Raw genomic sequence first — 17,485 nt, 5'->3', positions numbered from 1 at the left:
TGTATTTAAATTTTTAACATAAACTTTACTTTTTTAATATATAAAATAAAAAAACACATCTTTCGATGTGCTTTTTAATACTAATATTTATTTTACACTTATAAAGCCTTGTTCTTCCATTATTTTTTGACCTTCATCACTTAATATAAAATCTATTAATTTAGTTGATTGTTCAGTCATAGCATCTTCTTTATTAACTAATATAAATGGTCTTGCCATAGTGTATTTATTTGCTTTAACATTTTCAGGAGTTAATGCTACTCCACCAACTTTTAATTTATTTACTGAATCATCAACATATCCAAATGATATGTATCCTATTGCATTTTTATTTCCTGCAACTGTACTTTTTATATTTCCTGAACCATCACTTATTTGAGCTTCTTTAATTAATTCTTCTGATTTAAATCCTAGCTTGTCTTGGAATCCATCTCTAGTTCCCGAACCATCTTCTCTAGACAACACTACTATTGGAGTATCTTTTCCTCCAACCTGTTTCCAATTAGTTATCTTTCCTGTATATATACCTTTTATTTGATCTATTGTTAAGTCTTTTACTTCATTATTTTTATGAGTTATTATTGCTATACCATCAAGTGCTATTTGAGTTTCTTTTAATCCAGCATTTTTCTCTTCATCTTTTAAGTCTCTTGATGTCATACCTATTTGTGAAGTTCCTTCAATTGCATTTTTTATTCCTGCTGATGAACCTACCTGTTGTATCTCTACAGCTATATCTTTATTTTTTTCTTGGAATTTTTCCGCTATTGATTCCATTGCTGGCCCAACTGAAGTTGACCCTGATACAGTAACTTTTGATGCATCATTATTTGATGAGCTAGATCCACATCCTACAGCTAAACTTCCTATTAATACAGTACTTGCTAGTAATGTTGCTATTTTCTTTTTAAACATACTTTGTACCTCCGCTTATATCTTAATTTTTATAATATTCTTTGTTATTACAACTTAATAATACAGTTTTTATGTTAAGTGAATATTATAAACAGGTTAATTGAAAGTAAAGTGTGTTAAAATCGTGTAAAAATCGGAAATATTTAAATACATATAATTTAAATATGAAAAAAAGAAAATCACTTAATGATATAAACCATTTTGCGATTTTCTCTTTAAAATATATTATTTACCTTTAATATTCTTTTTCTAACTCATCTACTAAATTGCTAAATCTTTTAAGCACCTCATCTATTGATTCTTTTTTCTCCATATCAACACCAGCTGCTCTTAACTGATTCAATGGATAATCAGATCCACCACTTTTTAAAAATGTTATATATCTATCCACTGCTGATTGGCCTTCTTCTAATATTTGTTGACTTAATGCACTAGCAGCAGAGAATCCTGTTGCATATTTATATACATAGAAGTTTGAATAGAAGTGTGGTATTCTAGCCCACTCAAGTCCAATCTCTTCATCTACTATAGTTGATTTACCATAATATTTTTCATTTAATTTATAATATATGCTTGTAAACTCTTGTGCAGTTAAAGGCTCTCCAGCCTCTACGCTTTCATGAGTTAATTTTTCAAATTCGCCAAACATAGTTTGTCTATATACTGTAGTTCTAAACTGTTCTAAATAATAGTTTAATAAATATATTTTTTCTTGTTTAGATTTAGAGTTTTCTAATAAGTAATTAATCAAAAGTAGCTCGTTTAATGTAGACGCAACCTCTGCTACAAATATTTTGTAACTTGAATATAGATAAGGTTGATTATGTTTTGAATAATAGCTATGCATTGAGTGACCTAATTCATGTATTAAAGTAAATAAAGAATTAAGATCATCGTTATAATTCATTAATATATATGGGTTAGAATCATAACTACCCCAAGAATATGCTCCACCTTGCTTACCTTCATTTTCGTATACATCTATCCATCTTTCATCAAACGCTCTTTTGATTAAGCTTAAATATTCATCTCCAAGAGGGCTCAATGCTTTAATTATTATTTCTTGAGCTTGTTCATAAGTTATCTTCATATCAAATTTATCTGTTAATGGTACATATAAATCATACATATGTAACTCATCTAATCCTAAAAATTTCTTTCTTAAGTTTATATATTTGTTTAAAGAATCTAAGTTCTCATCTACAGCAGATATAAGGTTATTATATACATCTACACTTATATCATCTTGGAATAAAGACGATTGTAGTGCAGATTCATATTTTCTTATCTTAGCATAGAATATTTCTGATTTTATTCCACCATATAAAGTTGATGCAAAAGTATTTTTATATTTTCCATAAACTAAATAAGTAGCATCAAATGCTTCTTTTCTAACTTTTGGATTTTTGCTTTTTAAGAACAATGAATAGTTAGATTGAGTAAGTTTTACTTTATTACCTTGCTCATCTTCTATTTCTGGAAACTCTAAGTCTGCAAATGACAACATCTCATAAACATTCTCAGCTATTCCTGATAAATCAGATGTTGCCGCTAATATCTCTTCTTCTCTTTCATTTAAAGTATGAGGTTTCTCTCTTAATATATCTTCTATATGTTTTTTATAAAAATCTAACTTTTCATTTTTTAAGAATTCTTTTAATTTTTCATCATCAATACTTAATAATTCTGGAACTAAATATGATGTTGCCATTGATAATTCTGTTGATAGCATGTCTGTTTTTGTAGCAAGTGCTTGATTTTCATTTATTCTAGTATCCTCATGTTGTTTCATATGAGTATATACATATAAATTTTGTAATATTTGAGAAACCTTTTCAGATACATTTAAGGCTTCATATAAGTTTTCCCAACTATCACCAAGTTTACCTTTGTACTCTTTAGTCTTAGATATAAGCTCTTTTACTTGTTGTATATCTTTTTCTACGGCTTCTTTGCTTTCATACATTTTTTCTATTTGCCATTTAAATTTTTCTTCTATTTTACTTCTATCTATTCCCATGATTTCGCTCCTTTTATCAAAAAATTTTATTTAAATTATAAAACAGATACTAATATTGCTCCCTCTGATGTGAAAGTTCCCATTATAGGTCCAATGCCTGCTATTAGTATTTCCTTAAAATTTAAATTTTCTTCTAAAATCTTTTTAATTTTCATAGCTTTATCCGGACAATTAGCGTGACCTATTATAGCTGTTCTTTGAATTTGATTATTTACATTATTTTGAACATATTCAAGTGCTTTCTTTAAACTATTGCTTCCACCCCTAGCTTTATCTATAGGTTTAACTAATCCATCTTCTATCTTTATTATAACTTTGAAATTTAGTGCGTTTATAAGTTTACCTGCTAGTGCATTAACTCTTCCACCCTTTATAGCATTTTCTAATGTATCTAATGCTCCAAAGAAAATTATTTCTTCTTTAAATTTTTCTATGTAACTTAATATTTCATCCATAGTTTTTCCGCTCTCAATTAATTCACTACATTTTAAAATCATTAAAGCAACACCAATCGATCCACTTTGACTATCTATAACTTCAATTCTTTTACCTGGATTATCTTCTAAATACATGTTTTTAGCTAAAACAGCACTAGAATACGTACTTGATAATTTTGATGTTAATGTAAACACTAAAATTTCTTCTTCTTCGCAATTATACATTTCTAAAAATCGTTCTGGTGAAGGGCTTGAAGTTTTAGGTAATTCCTTACAACCTCTCATCTTATTATAGAAAGTTTCTTCATCTATTTCTACACCACCAATATAATGTTCTTCTCCAAAAGCCACATTTATCCCTACTATGCTTGGTTTTACTCTATCCAGTATTTCCTGCGGGAAATCACACGAGCCGTCTGTTATTATTTTTATGTTTTTTTTCAATTCACACACCTCAACTTCAATTCTAATTATCTCTTATTTTATATTATTTTATAGTAAATAATCTACACTTATTATATTTTTTGATTTATTTAATTCTTTTACTAGCTCTTCTATTATTATTCTTCTATCATAAACTATGAAAAAACTTACTTTCCAAGAATTTTCGCCTTCATCTTCTATATCTATATTTTTTACATCAATCTGAGATTTTTCAAATTTTCCATATAGCATAGATATTGTATTTATATTACTTACCTTAACATTAAATATGGTTTGCTTTTTTCTAAACAAAACGCTGTCTATATTCTTTAAAATATAAAGAGTTATCATTACAAATAACCATGCAGATATACTTAGTACATAGTACCCATATCCTACAGTAATGCCTATACATGCAGTTGCCCATATTCCTGCAGCTGTAGTTAGCCCTCTTATTCCATTAGATGTCTTTAAAATTGCTCCAGCCCCCAAAAAACCTATTCCTGATAACACTTGTGCCGTCAATCTCGCAGGATCCATATTTGCATATGAACTGTAATCATGAAATAATGCTAGAGATGTTAGTGCTGTAATGCATGAACCTACTGAAACTAATATATGAGTCCTAAATCCTGCAAACTGATGTGATTTTTCTCTTTCTAGACCTGTCAGTCCTCCCATAATTAAGGCTATCAATAATCTTATTATTATCTCTTTATTACTTACCATACCTATAATATTAATCTCCCCCCTATTTTACAATTAAATGTATAAAAGAGCTAAAATTTATAGCTCTTTTTGATTAGTATCATCATGATATAATATATTTATATGTGTAGGATATGCTACATGTACATCGTTCTTTTTAAATACTATTAATATTTGTAACTTAGTATCCCTAAGCGCAGAAAAGTATTTATACGATTGTACAACTCCAGTAATTGTATACTTCGCTCCAACTGGATTATCTTCTATATCGGTTACCCCATATATCTTAAATGGACTACAAACTTCACCACATTTAGATTTCCACAAATAATCCTTATATGTTTCATTCATTATACCACATACTTCTTCTAATGCCCCTAACACCTTTGTAGGATCTTCTTCATAAGATACTCTTACGTGAGCTACTACTCTCATTTTTTCTTTACTGTAATTCCTTATACTAGTTATACTTCCATTTGGAACAGTTATTCTTTTTAAATCCCAATCTCTTAGACTAGTACTTCTAATTCCTATCTCTTCTACAGTACCTCTAAAAAGTTCATTTATTACAACAAAGTCACCAACTTGTAACTGTTTTTCAAATAATACAAAAAATCCATTAAATATATCTTTTAATATACTTTGAGATGCAACACCAGCAATTAATCCAACTATACTTGCTCCAGTTACCAGCGTTCCAAATTTAGTTACATCAACTATTTGAAATTCTCTAAGTACTAATATTATGCTTATTGTCAATATAATATAATAAGAAATTGATGTAAATACACTAAAGAGCGTATTTTCATATCTTGTATCAAATCTAGTGAATTTGAATAGCTTAGCTAAAAGATAATGTATTATCTTTAGGACAATGTATGAAATTATTATAATAAAAATAGAATTTATAATTTTACTTAACATAATAAATCGCTTCCTTAAATATCTAAATTTTCATAGTAAATCTCTTCTAGTTATTTAATATTCTCACTTTAAGCTTAAGCTATTCAATATTAAGCTACACTTCTAATTTATATGCTAAGTTAATATAAAACGTAAAAAAACCCACATATGTGGGTTATTTACTACTTAAACTCATATATTTGTTTATTAAAATGTCTATCTTACCACTAGAATCAACTAATTCTTCTTTAAATATTTCTGGATATTCTATGTAAGTATTAATTTCATCTCTTAATGCTTCTATTTCCCTTTTTAAATCTTCTATCTCGCTACTCACCATAATGATCACCACTATTACAAAATTGTCTATCTTTATATACATAATAACAAATTTTTCTCTAATTTGTCAATAATAGTTATTTGTAAATTACCATATATAAACTTATTAAATGATATATAAATACTCATTGTTAGTTGACAGTTAATATCATTATTGTTATACTTATCTTATTGATAATGAATTTCATTAGGAGGTGTTAATGATGACTGTTTACGACTTAAGAATAGGCCAAAAAGGTATTATTAATAATATAAACGGAAATGCAAAATTAGCAAAGAGATTACTTGCTTTAGGATGTATAGATGATACGGAAATAGAAGTTAAAAAGGTTGCTCCACTTGGTGACCCAATTGTAGTAAGATTTAGAGGATTTGATCTTGCTATTAGAAAATCTGATGCTAAAAACATCGCGTTAAAGTAAGGGAGGAAAATATATGATTAACGTAGCATTACTTGGTAACCCTAACGTTGGAAAAACTACTGTTTTCAATTTACTTACAGGATCTAATCAATACGTTGGAAACTGGCCTGGGGTTACTATTGATAAAAAAGAGGGAATTTTAGATAAAGATATAAAAATTATAGATTTACCTGGTATATATGCAATGGATACTTTCTCAAATGAAGAAAAAGTATCAAAAGATTTTTTAGAAAATGGAGATGTAGACGTTATAGTTAATGTAGTTGATGCATCTAACTTATCTAGAAATCTATATTTAACAACTCAGCTTATGAAATTTAATAAACCAATAGTTCTACTACTTAATATGTTAGATATAGCGGAATCTAAAGGTATAAAAATTGACGCTGAAAAATTAGGAAAAGAACTTAATGTAGTAGTAGTTCCAATAATAGCTAAAAAGAAAAATGGTATTGATAAAATATCTATATCAATAAGAAATGCAGTTGATAGCAAATTTGAATATCCTACTGATTTTGGATCTGAAGTACAAACATATAAAATGTTAGAAGCTATATTAGAAAACTGTAGCCAAACTTCTTCAAATCAAAAGAAATCTATAAGTGATAGAGTTGATGATATAGTTTTAAATCCAATTTTAGCTTACCCTATATTTATAGGCGCTTTATTAATTCTATTTAAGTTTACTTTTGATTGGGTTGGTGGACCTCTGCAAGAAGGCTTAGCTACACTTATTGAAACTTATATAGCTACTCCGCTTGATGGTTTATTGGTAAATTCTAGCCCTTGGTTTAAATCACTAATTCTAGACGGTATAGTTGGCGGTGTTGGAGGTACTCTACCATTTTTCCCTCTAATATTTACTTTATTCTTTGGAATATCTATACTTGAAGATAGTGGATATATGTCAAGAACAGCATTTTTAATGGATAACATAATGAGAAAAGTTGGTTTGTCTGGTAAAGCATTTATACCTATGGTTATGGGACTTGGGTGTTCATCTCCAGCAATAATGGCTACTAGAACTTTAGAAAGTGAAAAAGATAGAAAAATAACAGCTCTTATAGCCCCACTTATGACTTGTAGTGCAAGACTACCTATTTATGCGGTATTTGTAGCAATATTTTTCCCTGCTAATGCTGCTTTAGTTACTACATCTCTTTATTTATTAGGTATAGTAGTTGCTATATTAATTGCTCTAGTCTTAAATAAGAGTACTTTTAAAAATGAAGTTGAACCTTTTATATTAGAACTTCCAGAATATAAAATGCCTACTATAGATGCTCTTTTTAAAAACACTTGGAGCAAATCTAAAGGATTTTTATCAAGAGTTGTTACTGTAATGTTTGCAATGTCAGTTGTTATATGGCTTCTTTCATCATTTAATCTTAATGGATTCACTGAAAATCTAAATGATAGTTTCTTAGCTTATTGTGGAGACCTTATTGCTCCTATATTTGCTCCTTTAGGATTTGGGGACTGGAGAGCTTCAGTTGCTATATTATCTGGGCTTGGTGCAAAAGAAATAGTTGTAAATACTATGAATGTACTTTACGGTGATTTAAATACAGTTCTTCCAACAGTATTTACTGGTGTTAGTGCTTACGCATTTTTAGTATTCTCTGCACTATACACACCTTGTATGGCTGCTCTTGCAACTATGAGAAAAGAATATGGAAATAAAATGATGTTTATATCATTTAGTTATCAATTTATTCTTGCTTGGGTTGCAGCATTTATTGTTAATGTAATCGGAAATTCATTATTTATGCATCAATCTGGATCTTTAATAGAACTTTTAATTGGTGGATTAATAATAGCAATTTCTGTAACTGTAGTACTAAAAAAACTAGTATCTAAACAAACATCAAATGGTTGTAGTGGATGTTCTGGGTGTTCTAGCAAAAATAGTTGCCCATCTGAGACTAAGCAAAAAGCTGCAAATTAATATATTAAAAGCGTGGATTTAAAATTTAATCCACGCTTTTTTAATTTATATATTTTTAAAATTTAGCTTCTACTTTAATTTCTTTTCCACCTCTGTTAATCACTATTTGGCTTTTGTCTCCAACTGAATATTTATATAATGATTTGTTAAGGTCTGACATTGTTGTAACATTATCATCTCCAACTTTCACTATAACATCTCCTGTTTGAATCCCAGCTTTTTGTGCAGGTGTATTTGCCATTACTTCTGCTATATAAACGCCTGCTTCTGCTTCTAAGTCAGTACCTGTTGACGCTTCAAATATAGCTAAATCTATTCCTTTTATACCTAAAGTTACTTTTTCAAAGTTTCCTGATTTTATTATTTGTTCTACTATTGGCTTAACTGTATTTACAGGTATTGCAAATCCTAAACCTTCAGCTTGTGATGCTTTAGCTGTATTAATACCTATCACTTGACCTTTTTCATTTAATAACGGTCCTCCACTATTTCCGGGGTTTATACTTGCATCTGTTTGCATAAGTCCAGTCATATTAGATTGTTCTGTTTGTATTGTTCTATCTAATCCACTTATTATACCTTGAGTTACACTCTTTTGGAATTCAAGACCTAATGGATTTCCTATTGCTATTGCTATATCTCCAGTTCTAACTTTATCACTATCTCCTAGTTCAGCTGGTGTTAATCCTCTTTTATCTACTTTTACCATTGCCAAGTCAAGCTTGTCGTCATTCCATAAAACCTTTCCTTTTGTTGTAGACCCATCATTGAATAATACATTAACATCTACTGCTTGACCATCCGATACTACATGAGAGTTAGTAAGTATATATCCATTTGCATCTACTATAACACCTGTACCAACTCCTTGTGATTGAGTAGGTATTGCAAATATATTATTCTTATCTATAGTTGTTGTAGTTATTCCTACTACTGATGGCATCGCTTTATCTGTCACTGCGTGGTATATGTTTTGACTTCTTCCTGCATCATTTACAACTATTTGTGAAGAGTTATCCTTATTATTCTTCCCTACCACATCTTTCATTAACACTACTGTAAGTAAGCTACTTAAAACTCCTGTTATTATACAAACTAGTACAATAAGTCCTATTCCTCTTTTATTTGCCAAAGTATTCCCTCCTAGATAATAAAATTATTTTTTATTTGTTATATTGATATAGTATTTACAATTCTTATATTTTAAATATAACAAAATGTACTTTAACTATTTTTAGTATTAAAAAATCACCATTAAGTAGTAAAAAGTACTATATCTTAATGATGATTATATTATTCTTTTCTTAACTTAACCTTAACTATTAAGTCTTTTTTCTAATTCTTCTTTTTCTTTTTCAAATCCTGGTTTTCCTAAAAGCGCAAACATATTTTTTTTGTATGCTTCCACTCCTGGTTGATCAAATGGATTAACTCCTAATAAGTATCCACTTATTGCACAAGATTTTTCAAAGAAGTAAACAAGGTATCCAAAGTTATACTCATCTAATTGAGGTATATTTACTATTAGATTAGGTACTTGTCCATCTGTATGTGCAAGTAAAGTTCCTTGTGAAGCTTTTTGATTAACAAAATCTACAGTTTTTCCAGCTAAGTAATTTAATCCATCTAAATCAACATCAGCTTCTTCGATAGTTATGTTTCTTTTTGAATTTTGTACGTTAAGTACTGTTTCAAATAAAATTCTTTTTCCTTCTTGTATATATTGACCCATAGAGTGTAAGTCTGTAGAGAAATCTACTGCAGCAGGGAATATACCTTTGTTATCTTTTCCTTCACTTTCTCCATATAATTGTTTCCACCATTCACCTACATAGTGCAATTGTGGCTCATAATTAACTAATAACTCTACGTCTTTTCCTTTTCTGTGCAAAACGTTTCTCGCTACTGCATATTGGTAACTATGATTAGATTGTAAATCAGATACTGCTAAGTTTTTGCAAGCATCTTGAGAACCTTTCATCATAGCATCGATATCTAAGTCAGCACAAGCTATTGGTAATAACCCTACTGGTGTTAAAACTGAGAAACGACCACCTACATCATCAGGTATTATAAATGTTTCATACCCTTCTTCATCTGCTAATACTCTAAGAGCACCTTTTTTAGCATCTGTTGTTGCATATATTCTTTTACTTGCTTCTTCTTTTCCATATTTCTTTTCTACGAAATCTTTAAATATTCTAAATGCTATTGCAGGTTCTGTAGTAGTTCCTGATTTTGAGATAACATTTATAGATACATCTTTATCTTTTATTACATCTAATAAATCTAATATGTATGTTGAGCTTATATTGTTTCCAACATAGTATATCTCTGGTGATTTTCTGTCTTCTTTGTTTAAATTATTTCTAAAAGAATGACTAGCCATCTCAATTGCAGCTCTTGCTCCTAAATAAGATCCGCCTATTCCGATTACTAACAAAACATCTGAATCTGATTTTATTTTTTCTGAACATTTTTTTATTCTAGCAAATTCTTCTTTATCATAATTATTTGGAAGGTCTACCCACCCCAAGAAATCATTACCTAATCCAGTTTTTTCATGTACCATCTTGTGTGCTACATCTACATAAGATTGCATAGAGTCTATTTCATGTTGATTTAAAAATCCTATAGCATTACTATAGTCAAAGTTTATAGTTCCCATAAACGTACCTCTTTCCTTTATATTATTTAATTAAAATTATAACATAAATAGCTATTTACATTAACAAAAAAATAACAAGTTGTATTTATAGATTATCACAAAACCTTTTAAAATATTACTTATCCATTTATTTTAACTTTTTAAATGAATTTTATAAAATAAATTAATAAAATTTTATCTTTATTGTTTGTTTTTTAAGAAAAATTAATAATAATAAGATAAAATAATTTTTTTATATAAAAATATATTTATATTATAGAAATAAAATACAAAAAATTGTATACTATATACATAGACAACAAGAAAAGATAAATTTCAAGATTAATAGACATCAAGCAAAATTAATTAAATACTATCTCCCTTAAATAGTATTTAACCCCAAAACTCCCACTTTTTAAAGACTGTAACGGAAACAGTCTTTTTTATTTGCTCAAATAATAAAATTTATCCCTATAAACAAAAAGTTGTCTCATAAGAGACAACTTTTTGTTTAATTATTTCCTGTTTCACTTGCTATAACTTGTTGAGCTATATTAACAGCATGGTCTGATATTCTTTCTAAGTTCATTATTACATCTAAATAAATAACGCCTTTATCAATGCTGCATATATTATTATTTAATCTATACATATGATTTGCTCTGCATGATTTTTCCATCATATTAACTTGCTCTTCCATTTTTATAACTTTACAAGCCAAATCTACATCTGATGTCCTCATAGCTTCTAGGCAATATGTATATGTAGACACGACTTTATTGTACATTTCTGTAAGTTCTATTTTTCCTTCTTCTGAGAATGAAACATCAGATTCTATGGCAAGTTCTGCTAACTCAGCAATATTTTCTGAATGATCTCCTACTCTTTCTATATCATTTACCGTATTAAATAATATATCTACACTTTCCCTAGAATTTTCATCTAAAGATGCTTTAGAAAGCTTTAGTAAATAGCTTAATATGATTTTTTGTAATTCATTTAATAATTTTTCTCTTTTAAATGATTTTTCTAGCTTTTTAGGAGATTTTTCTATTAGTCCTTGCATAGCTAAATTCAAACTATCTTTAGCTTTCTCACCCATTCTTAGAGTCTCTTTTATTATATTAGCTAGTGCTATTGTAGGTGTTTCTATCATTCTATCATCTATGTATTTTATTGTTTTAGTTTCTTCATCTTCATCAGTTTTTTTATCTGGAACTAATTTTATTGCAATTTTTATTATAAACTTTGTAAACGGTAATAAAGCTATTACTGACACGATGTTAAATAATGTGTGAGTATTTGCTAATTGTCTAGCCACATTTCCTGGATCCATTGCTGTTACTATTGAAACTACTGGTTTACTTAAGAATATCAAGAATATTGCAGTTCCTAATACATTAAATACTAAATGCATCATAGCTGCTCTTCTAGCATTTTTATTAGCACCTACACTTGATATTAAAGAAGTTACGCAAGTTCCTATATTTTGTCCATATAATATAGGTAGTGCAGCACTTAATGGTATTATGCCTTGTGATGCTAATGCTACTAACATACCCATTGATGCACTTGAACTTTGTACTATCGCTGTTATTCCAAATCCTAATAAAAGACCTAGTATAGGAAATTTACCAAAAGTAAGTAATAAATCAGTAAACCCTTTAAACTCTGCTAGGGGCTCTACTGCTACTTTCATAAAATCCATACCTGTAAATAATAACCCAAATCCTATAAGTATTTCTGATAAGTGCTTTTGCTTTGGTTTGTTTGCAAATAAATATAAAATCATACCTATTCCTAAAGCTAATGGAGCCATTCCAGCTAAATCTAGTGACACTATCTGCGCTGTTATAGTTGTACCTATATTAGCACCCATTATAACTCCTACCGCTTGTGTCAGTGTCATTATTCCTGCATTAACAAATCCAACAACCATAACTGTAGTTGCACTTGAACTTTGTATAACTGCTGTAACTAGAGCACCTACTAAAACTCCCATTATTAAATTACTTGTAAGCATTTCTATTATCTTTTTTAATTTACTTCCTGCGGATTTCTGTAGCCCATCTCCCATAAGGTTCATACCATATAAGAAAAGAGCTAATCCTCCCATAAGATTTATTATAATTTCCAAAATAAATATCCTCCTAAGATTAGTTGTCTTTCTTATTTATAAATAAACACCCCTTGTATTTTATCAAATATACAAGGGGTGTTGTGTTAAGATTGTGTTAAATATTAAATTCATATTAATACTTTGTTAAATTTTTGTAAAATATCTCACTTGATATTTTCTATTTATTACAATATTTAACTATTATTTTTTCAGCACATTTTATACCATCAACGGCAGCAGTAACTATGCCACCGGCATATCCCGCGCCTTCTCCACAAGGATATAAATTTTTAGTATTTGATGATTGTAATGTTTCTTCATCTCTAACTATTCTTACAGGAGCTGATGATCTAGTTTCTACACCAGTTAAAACTGCATCATGCATAGCAAATCCATGTAGCCTGTTGTCAAGCGATTTTAAGGCTTCTTTCATAGTAGTTGTAACAAACTCTGGTAAACACTCTCTAAGATCTACAAACTCAACTCCTGGCTTGTATGACGGTTCTACACTACCTAAAGATGTTGACACTTTATTATTTAAGAAATCTCCCACTAATTGAGCTGGAGCGTTATAATTTTTTCCACCTAGTTCATATGCTAATCTTTCATACTTTTCTTGGAATGCTATACCTGCTAATGGATCTTCACTTCCAAAGTCCTCAGGCAATACATTTACTAAAAAAGCACTATTTGCATTAGATTTGTCTCTAGCATGTTCACTCATACCATTTGTTACAACTTCACACTCATTAGATGCTGAAGCTATTACACTTCCTCCTGGGCACATACAGAAAGTATATGCTGTTCTAAGATTAGAAGTATGTTCTATTAATCTATAATCAGCGGCTCCTAATCTAGGATGATTATAGAATTCTTTATATTGAGATTTATTTATTAATTCTTGAGGATGTTCTATCCTAGCACCTATAGCAAAAGGTTTTTGTATTATTCTTACACCTCTTTTATTAAGCATTTTATAAGTATCTCTAGCACTATGCCCAATAGCTAATATTACATTTTCAGTTTCTATAGTTTCATTTTCATTTACTACTATAGATTTTATTTCATTATTTTCCAGAATAATATCAGTTACTTTAGAATCAAATCTAACTTCTCCTCCAAGTCTTATTATTTCATTTCTTATGTTTTTAACAACACCTTTTAATATATCAGTACCTACATGTGGTTTATGAGAGTATAATATTTCATCTGGTGCACCAAAGTTTACAAGTTCTTCTAAAACCTTTCTACACCTAATATCTTTTATTCTAGTCGTAAGTTTTCCATCTGAAAAAGTTCCGGCACCACCTTCTCCAAATTGAACATTTGAATTGTTTTTAAATTTTCTATTTTTCCAAAAATCATCTATATCTTTAGTTCTATTATCAACGTCTAATCCTCGTTCTAGTAACATAGGTGCATATCCTCTTTGTGCTAAAAGTAGTGCACTAAATAATCCAGCTGGTCCACTACCTATTATTACAGGTCTATTTTTTAGTTTTTCACTACCTATTTCTACACCTATATATTTAGTTTCTTTTACTTTAATAACATCTTTAATCTTCATTTCTAATAACTTATCTTCATTTTTAACTTCAACATCTACAGTATAAACAAAATCTATTTTACCTCTTTTTCTAGCATCAATAGCTTCTTTATATATGTGATGCTTTATAAGTTCATTTTCTTTTATTTTTAATTTTCTTAATACAAGTTTTTTTAATACTGATACATCTTCATCTATTCCCAGTTTCAAATTAGATATTCTTATCATTTCATTACTCCTATCTTTATTTTTTATTGTTTACAACGCTTAATTTAATGCAATATAAAAGCTAGGATTTTAAACCTAGCTTTCTATAAACATAATATCTATATTCTCTTTTTCTAGATTTTCTTCATAAATTTCATCTAATATAAAATCTTTGATTTCTTCTTTTATAGATGATTTTTCTATATTGCAATTCAAATTAGTAACTAAAGCTAGTGCATCTATTGATTTACCTATTCTTTGTACGTAAGCTGGATTAATTTTAATCATTACTATTTTTAAATCACATACAAATAAGTCTTTATTCCCTAATTCAATTTCATCATCATACTTATATACTTTAAATTCTACTACACCTTCATAAGGTGTTATGTTTTCAATTCCTACTAAATTCATATTAGTTAGTCCTTTTTAGTTATAAGACCTCTTATAACCTTCATATTGTTAAATATTTTTTCTAAGAAGTTTTCTGCTTCTTCGTTGTCTAAAAGAGCTATTTCTAATTGTTCATCTTCTGATATTGAATTTGCCCTACAATATTGTTTAGCAACTTCTATCAATTCATTTTTTGCATCTATAGATAAATTAAATTCTTTATAATCTATTATTATGTATTGTTTAGTTTTTTGAGCTTTACCTTCATTGTAGGCTATCTCTATATGATAAATAACAGCATAAAGATTACTTGGATTTTCTTCTCCCTTATATACAGGTACTGCTGGATTAGATTTTATAAAGTTTGTTGATACTGCTATTGCATTTCCTAAACTAAGACTCATAACTATACCTCTTTCCATACATTTTTTATATTTATTATATTATACATTATTCGCAAATTTTAAAACCTTTTTTTAATAAATTATATTAAATTTAATTTTTTTGTACTTATTTGTATTTTTTTGAGCAAAAATTTAGGAACTATATTTAATATAATTCCTAAATTATTTTATATATGTTTATTTATTCTCTTAAATAAACTTTTTTAATCATACTATAGATAAAATTTCATAAATAATACCTTATAAATTTTTAATAAAATCTAAGATACTTTAAGATCTTTGTATCTTTTTCCTAATGTACTAGGACTTATTTCGTATTTTTTAGATATTTGTGCTTGAGTTATATTTTCTCCAGCAACTTTTTTAATATGATATTCAACTGCTGCAGCCCATCCATTTTCAGATCCTTTTACTTCTCCATGAACTTGTTTATACTCATTCCAAAACGCTATGCATGAATCTATATTATCTTTTTCAACATTTTGTCTAAGAGCAAAGCATACTCTACATTCATCTTCATTTGAATCTTCAGATGTTAATGCTACTTCTTGTGTTGCTTTATTCATTTTTTCGTCTTTTTGTTGTTTTAAATATTCAGCTATACTTGGGTCTAATAGTTGTTGCATATATTTATATAATATATGAGTATGATGTATTAAGAAAGTACTCATATCTTTGTATAAATCTTCGTATTGATTGAATAAGTTTACTATGTCACTACATATAATATCTTTAACTGCATTAGATATGCTTATAGTTACATCTATTAATATACTTGTATCCTCAACACTAACTATTCTAGCTATCATACAGCTTCCTACTTTGAAGTCTTTTAATAAGTTTACATCTTCTGTATAAACTTCTTTTTGTGTTAAACAATCAGTTAATAAAATCTGTCCATCTAAAACTTCTTTAACTTCATATATACCTACGTAAGATTCAAATAAGTTTCTTAATATTTCTACTTCTTTTGTATTTAAATTATCTCTATTAGCTTCATAGAAGTCAACAGTCATAACTTTTTTGCTTTCCATTATATGGTCTTGTACAAAATAAGTATTGAAGAATCTTTCAAACTTTGCATTAATTGATTCATCTTCCACTATGTAAAACATTTCTTTAGCTTTTTCATATTCTTCTTTAAATTTATCTTGTTTTGAATACTCTTGTATTCTTGTATACAATTCTGAATATTGTTTTTGTGAAAGCACAACTTTTCTCCCTGCTCTTTCTGAAACAACATCTTTATTTAAACAACATCTTTTATATTTTCTGCCGCTGCCACAAGGGCATAACTCATTTCTCCCTAACAATGTGACTTTCACTCCTTCATTTTTAAAATTAAATTAAAGTACAATTTATTATTATACCATTTTTTATCCAACGATTCTATAATTATAATATTATTTTATTATTTTTATGTATATTATTAAGCTTTGGTATAACATTTAAATGCATTATTTATAGATTTTCTATAAGATTAACCTAAATTCCTTTATGTTTTTCTAATTAAGTTCATACTAATTCCCTTAATATATATCACAAATCGATACTAACATATCCGTTATTTCAATCTCTCTCTCTATCCGACTCTAAGCGTCATTATGCATTCTATAATATCGACTTTTATCTCATCTTTTATTTCTACATTGTTAGTATTTTTTTTATTAATTTGTATATTTTGTATAGAATTATTTCCTTTTATTTTTTTTATTTCATCATTTAACTTAAGTAATTCTTCTATACTTCCGCTTACTTTTAATTCTATATTTATAAATTCGTTATTATTTTCATCCCACTCTAAAAATTTATTTACATACAATACATCAATAAATTTGCTAAATTCGTTTTCTATCTTTAAAACTAAATCGTCATTTTCTTTTTTATATTTTATTTCTTTTTTTTGTTCATTAGTTATTGTTTTTACTTTTTTATTTTCTAAATTATTAATTTCAACTTCAACTGGTCTTATCACAATTTTATTTATAAAAATCCCAATTATAATTATTATAAATACACCTATAAATTTTTTCGTTATTTTATTAAAATTCATA

Annotated in this window: 16 protein-coding genes; 2 read left to right on the top strand and 14 right to left on the bottom strand. The window is 28.0% G+C overall.

Annotated elements, in window-relative coordinates; all coding sequences use genetic code 11:
• Positions 1 to 87: 87 nt before the first annotated feature.
• The 6 genes from QOZ84_RS08565 to QOZ84_RS08540 form a co-directional block, all read right to left on the bottom strand.
• Entirely contained in the window at positions 88 to 915 is an 828-nt protein-coding gene (locus tag QOZ84_RS08565) for a phosphate ABC transporter substrate-binding protein (protein ID WP_284132547.1), read from the bottom strand.
• 235 nt (positions 916 to 1,150) lie between these two features.
• The gene (pepF, locus tag QOZ84_RS08560) at positions 1,151 to 2,935 is read right to left on the bottom strand and encodes an oligoendopeptidase F (protein WP_284132546.1); all 1,785 of its coding nucleotides are present in this window, start codon (positions 2,933 to 2,935) and stop codon (positions 1,151 to 1,153) included.
• A gap of 35 nt (positions 2,936 to 2,970) precedes the next feature.
• Positions 2,971 to 3,816 carry a DegV family protein gene (locus tag QOZ84_RS08555; protein WP_284132545.1) on the bottom strand — a complete coding sequence of 282 codons (846 nt, stop codon included), beginning with the start codon at positions 3,814 to 3,816 and terminating at the stop codon, positions 2,971 to 2,973.
• A gap of 48 nt (positions 3,817 to 3,864) precedes the next feature.
• Entirely contained in the window at positions 3,865 to 4,524 is a 660-nt protein-coding gene (locus QOZ84_RS08550) for an MgtC/SapB family protein (RefSeq protein ID WP_284132544.1), read from the bottom strand.
• A gap of 57 nt (positions 4,525 to 4,581) precedes the next feature.
• Positions 4,582 to 5,427 carry a mechanosensitive ion channel family protein gene (locus QOZ84_RS08545; RefSeq protein ID WP_284132543.1) on the bottom strand — a complete coding sequence of 282 codons (846 nt, stop codon included), beginning with the start codon at positions 5,425 to 5,427 and terminating at the stop codon, positions 4,582 to 4,584.
• Between the two features lie 154 nt (positions 5,428 to 5,581).
• Positions 5,582 to 5,746, bottom strand: coding sequence for an aspartyl-phosphate phosphatase Spo0E family protein (locus QOZ84_RS08540; protein WP_284132542.1), 165 nt, complete (start codon positions 5,744 to 5,746; stop codon positions 5,582 to 5,584).
• A 202-nt stretch (positions 5,747 to 5,948) separates the two neighbouring features.
• Here QOZ84_RS08540 and QOZ84_RS08535 point away from each other — a divergent pair, with 202 nt between their 5' ends.
• Together QOZ84_RS08535 and feoB are read left to right on the top strand one after the other, a co-directional pair.
• Positions 5,949 to 6,167 (top strand): FeoA family protein, encoded by a 219-nt coding sequence (locus QOZ84_RS08535; RefSeq protein WP_284132720.1) that lies wholly within the window; start codon positions 5,949 to 5,951, stop codon positions 6,165 to 6,167.
• Positions 6,168 to 6,180: 13 nt separating this feature from the next.
• A complete protein-coding gene (feoB, locus tag QOZ84_RS08530; protein WP_284132541.1) occupies positions 6,181 to 8,115 on the top strand; it encodes a ferrous iron transport protein B in 1,935 nt (644 codons plus the stop codon).
• Between the two features lie 55 nt (positions 8,116 to 8,170).
• Here feoB and htrA read toward each other — a convergent pair whose 3' ends face one another.
• The 8 genes from htrA to QOZ84_RS08490 form a co-directional block, all read right to left on the bottom strand.
• On the bottom strand, positions 8,171 to 9,247 hold the full coding sequence (gene htrA, locus QOZ84_RS08525; protein WP_284132540.1) for a serine protease HtrA: 1,077 nt from the start codon (positions 9,245 to 9,247) through the stop codon (positions 8,171 to 8,173).
• A gap of 183 nt (positions 9,248 to 9,430) precedes the next feature.
• The gene (locus tag QOZ84_RS08520) at positions 9,431 to 10,783 is read right to left on the bottom strand and encodes a glucose-6-phosphate isomerase (protein ID WP_284132539.1); all 1,353 of its coding nucleotides are present in this window, start codon (positions 10,781 to 10,783) and stop codon (positions 9,431 to 9,433) included.
• 490 nt (positions 10,784 to 11,273) lie between these two features.
• Entirely contained in the window at positions 11,274 to 12,899 is a 1,626-nt protein-coding gene (locus QOZ84_RS08515; RefSeq protein ID WP_284132538.1) for a Na/Pi cotransporter family protein, read from the bottom strand.
• A 160-nt stretch (positions 12,900 to 13,059) separates the two neighbouring features.
• Complete coding sequence (locus QOZ84_RS08510) at positions 13,060 to 14,655, bottom strand: NAD(P)/FAD-dependent oxidoreductase (protein ID WP_284132537.1); 1,596 nt, start codon at positions 14,653 to 14,655, stop codon at positions 13,060 to 13,062.
• 75 nt (positions 14,656 to 14,730) lie between these two features.
• A complete protein-coding gene (locus QOZ84_RS08505) occupies positions 14,731 to 15,048 on the bottom strand; it encodes a hypothetical protein (RefSeq protein WP_284132536.1) in 318 nt (105 codons plus the stop codon).
• A 5-nt stretch (positions 15,049 to 15,053) separates the two neighbouring features.
• A complete protein-coding gene (locus QOZ84_RS08500; RefSeq protein WP_284132535.1) occupies positions 15,054 to 15,431 on the bottom strand; it encodes a hypothetical protein in 378 nt (125 codons plus the stop codon).
• Between the two features lie 260 nt (positions 15,432 to 15,691).
• A complete protein-coding gene (locus QOZ84_RS08495) occupies positions 15,692 to 16,744 on the bottom strand; it encodes a YecA family protein (RefSeq protein ID WP_284132534.1) in 1,053 nt (350 codons plus the stop codon).
• 269 nt (positions 16,745 to 17,013) lie between these two features.
• Positions 17,014 to 17,484: a hypothetical protein gene (locus QOZ84_RS08490; protein WP_284132533.1), complete on the bottom strand. Its 471-nt coding sequence runs from the start codon at positions 17,482 to 17,484 to the stop codon at positions 17,014 to 17,016.
• Position 17,485: the final 1 nt, after the last annotated feature.

Source organism: Romboutsia sedimentorum (assembly GCF_030131845.1).
Classification (GTDB): domain Bacteria; phylum Bacillota; class Clostridia; order Peptostreptococcales; family Peptostreptococcaceae; genus Romboutsia_D; species Romboutsia_D sedimentorum.
The sequence above is the reverse complement of the archived record's forward strand: the minus strand, read 5'-3'. Positions and strand labels throughout refer to the sequence as shown.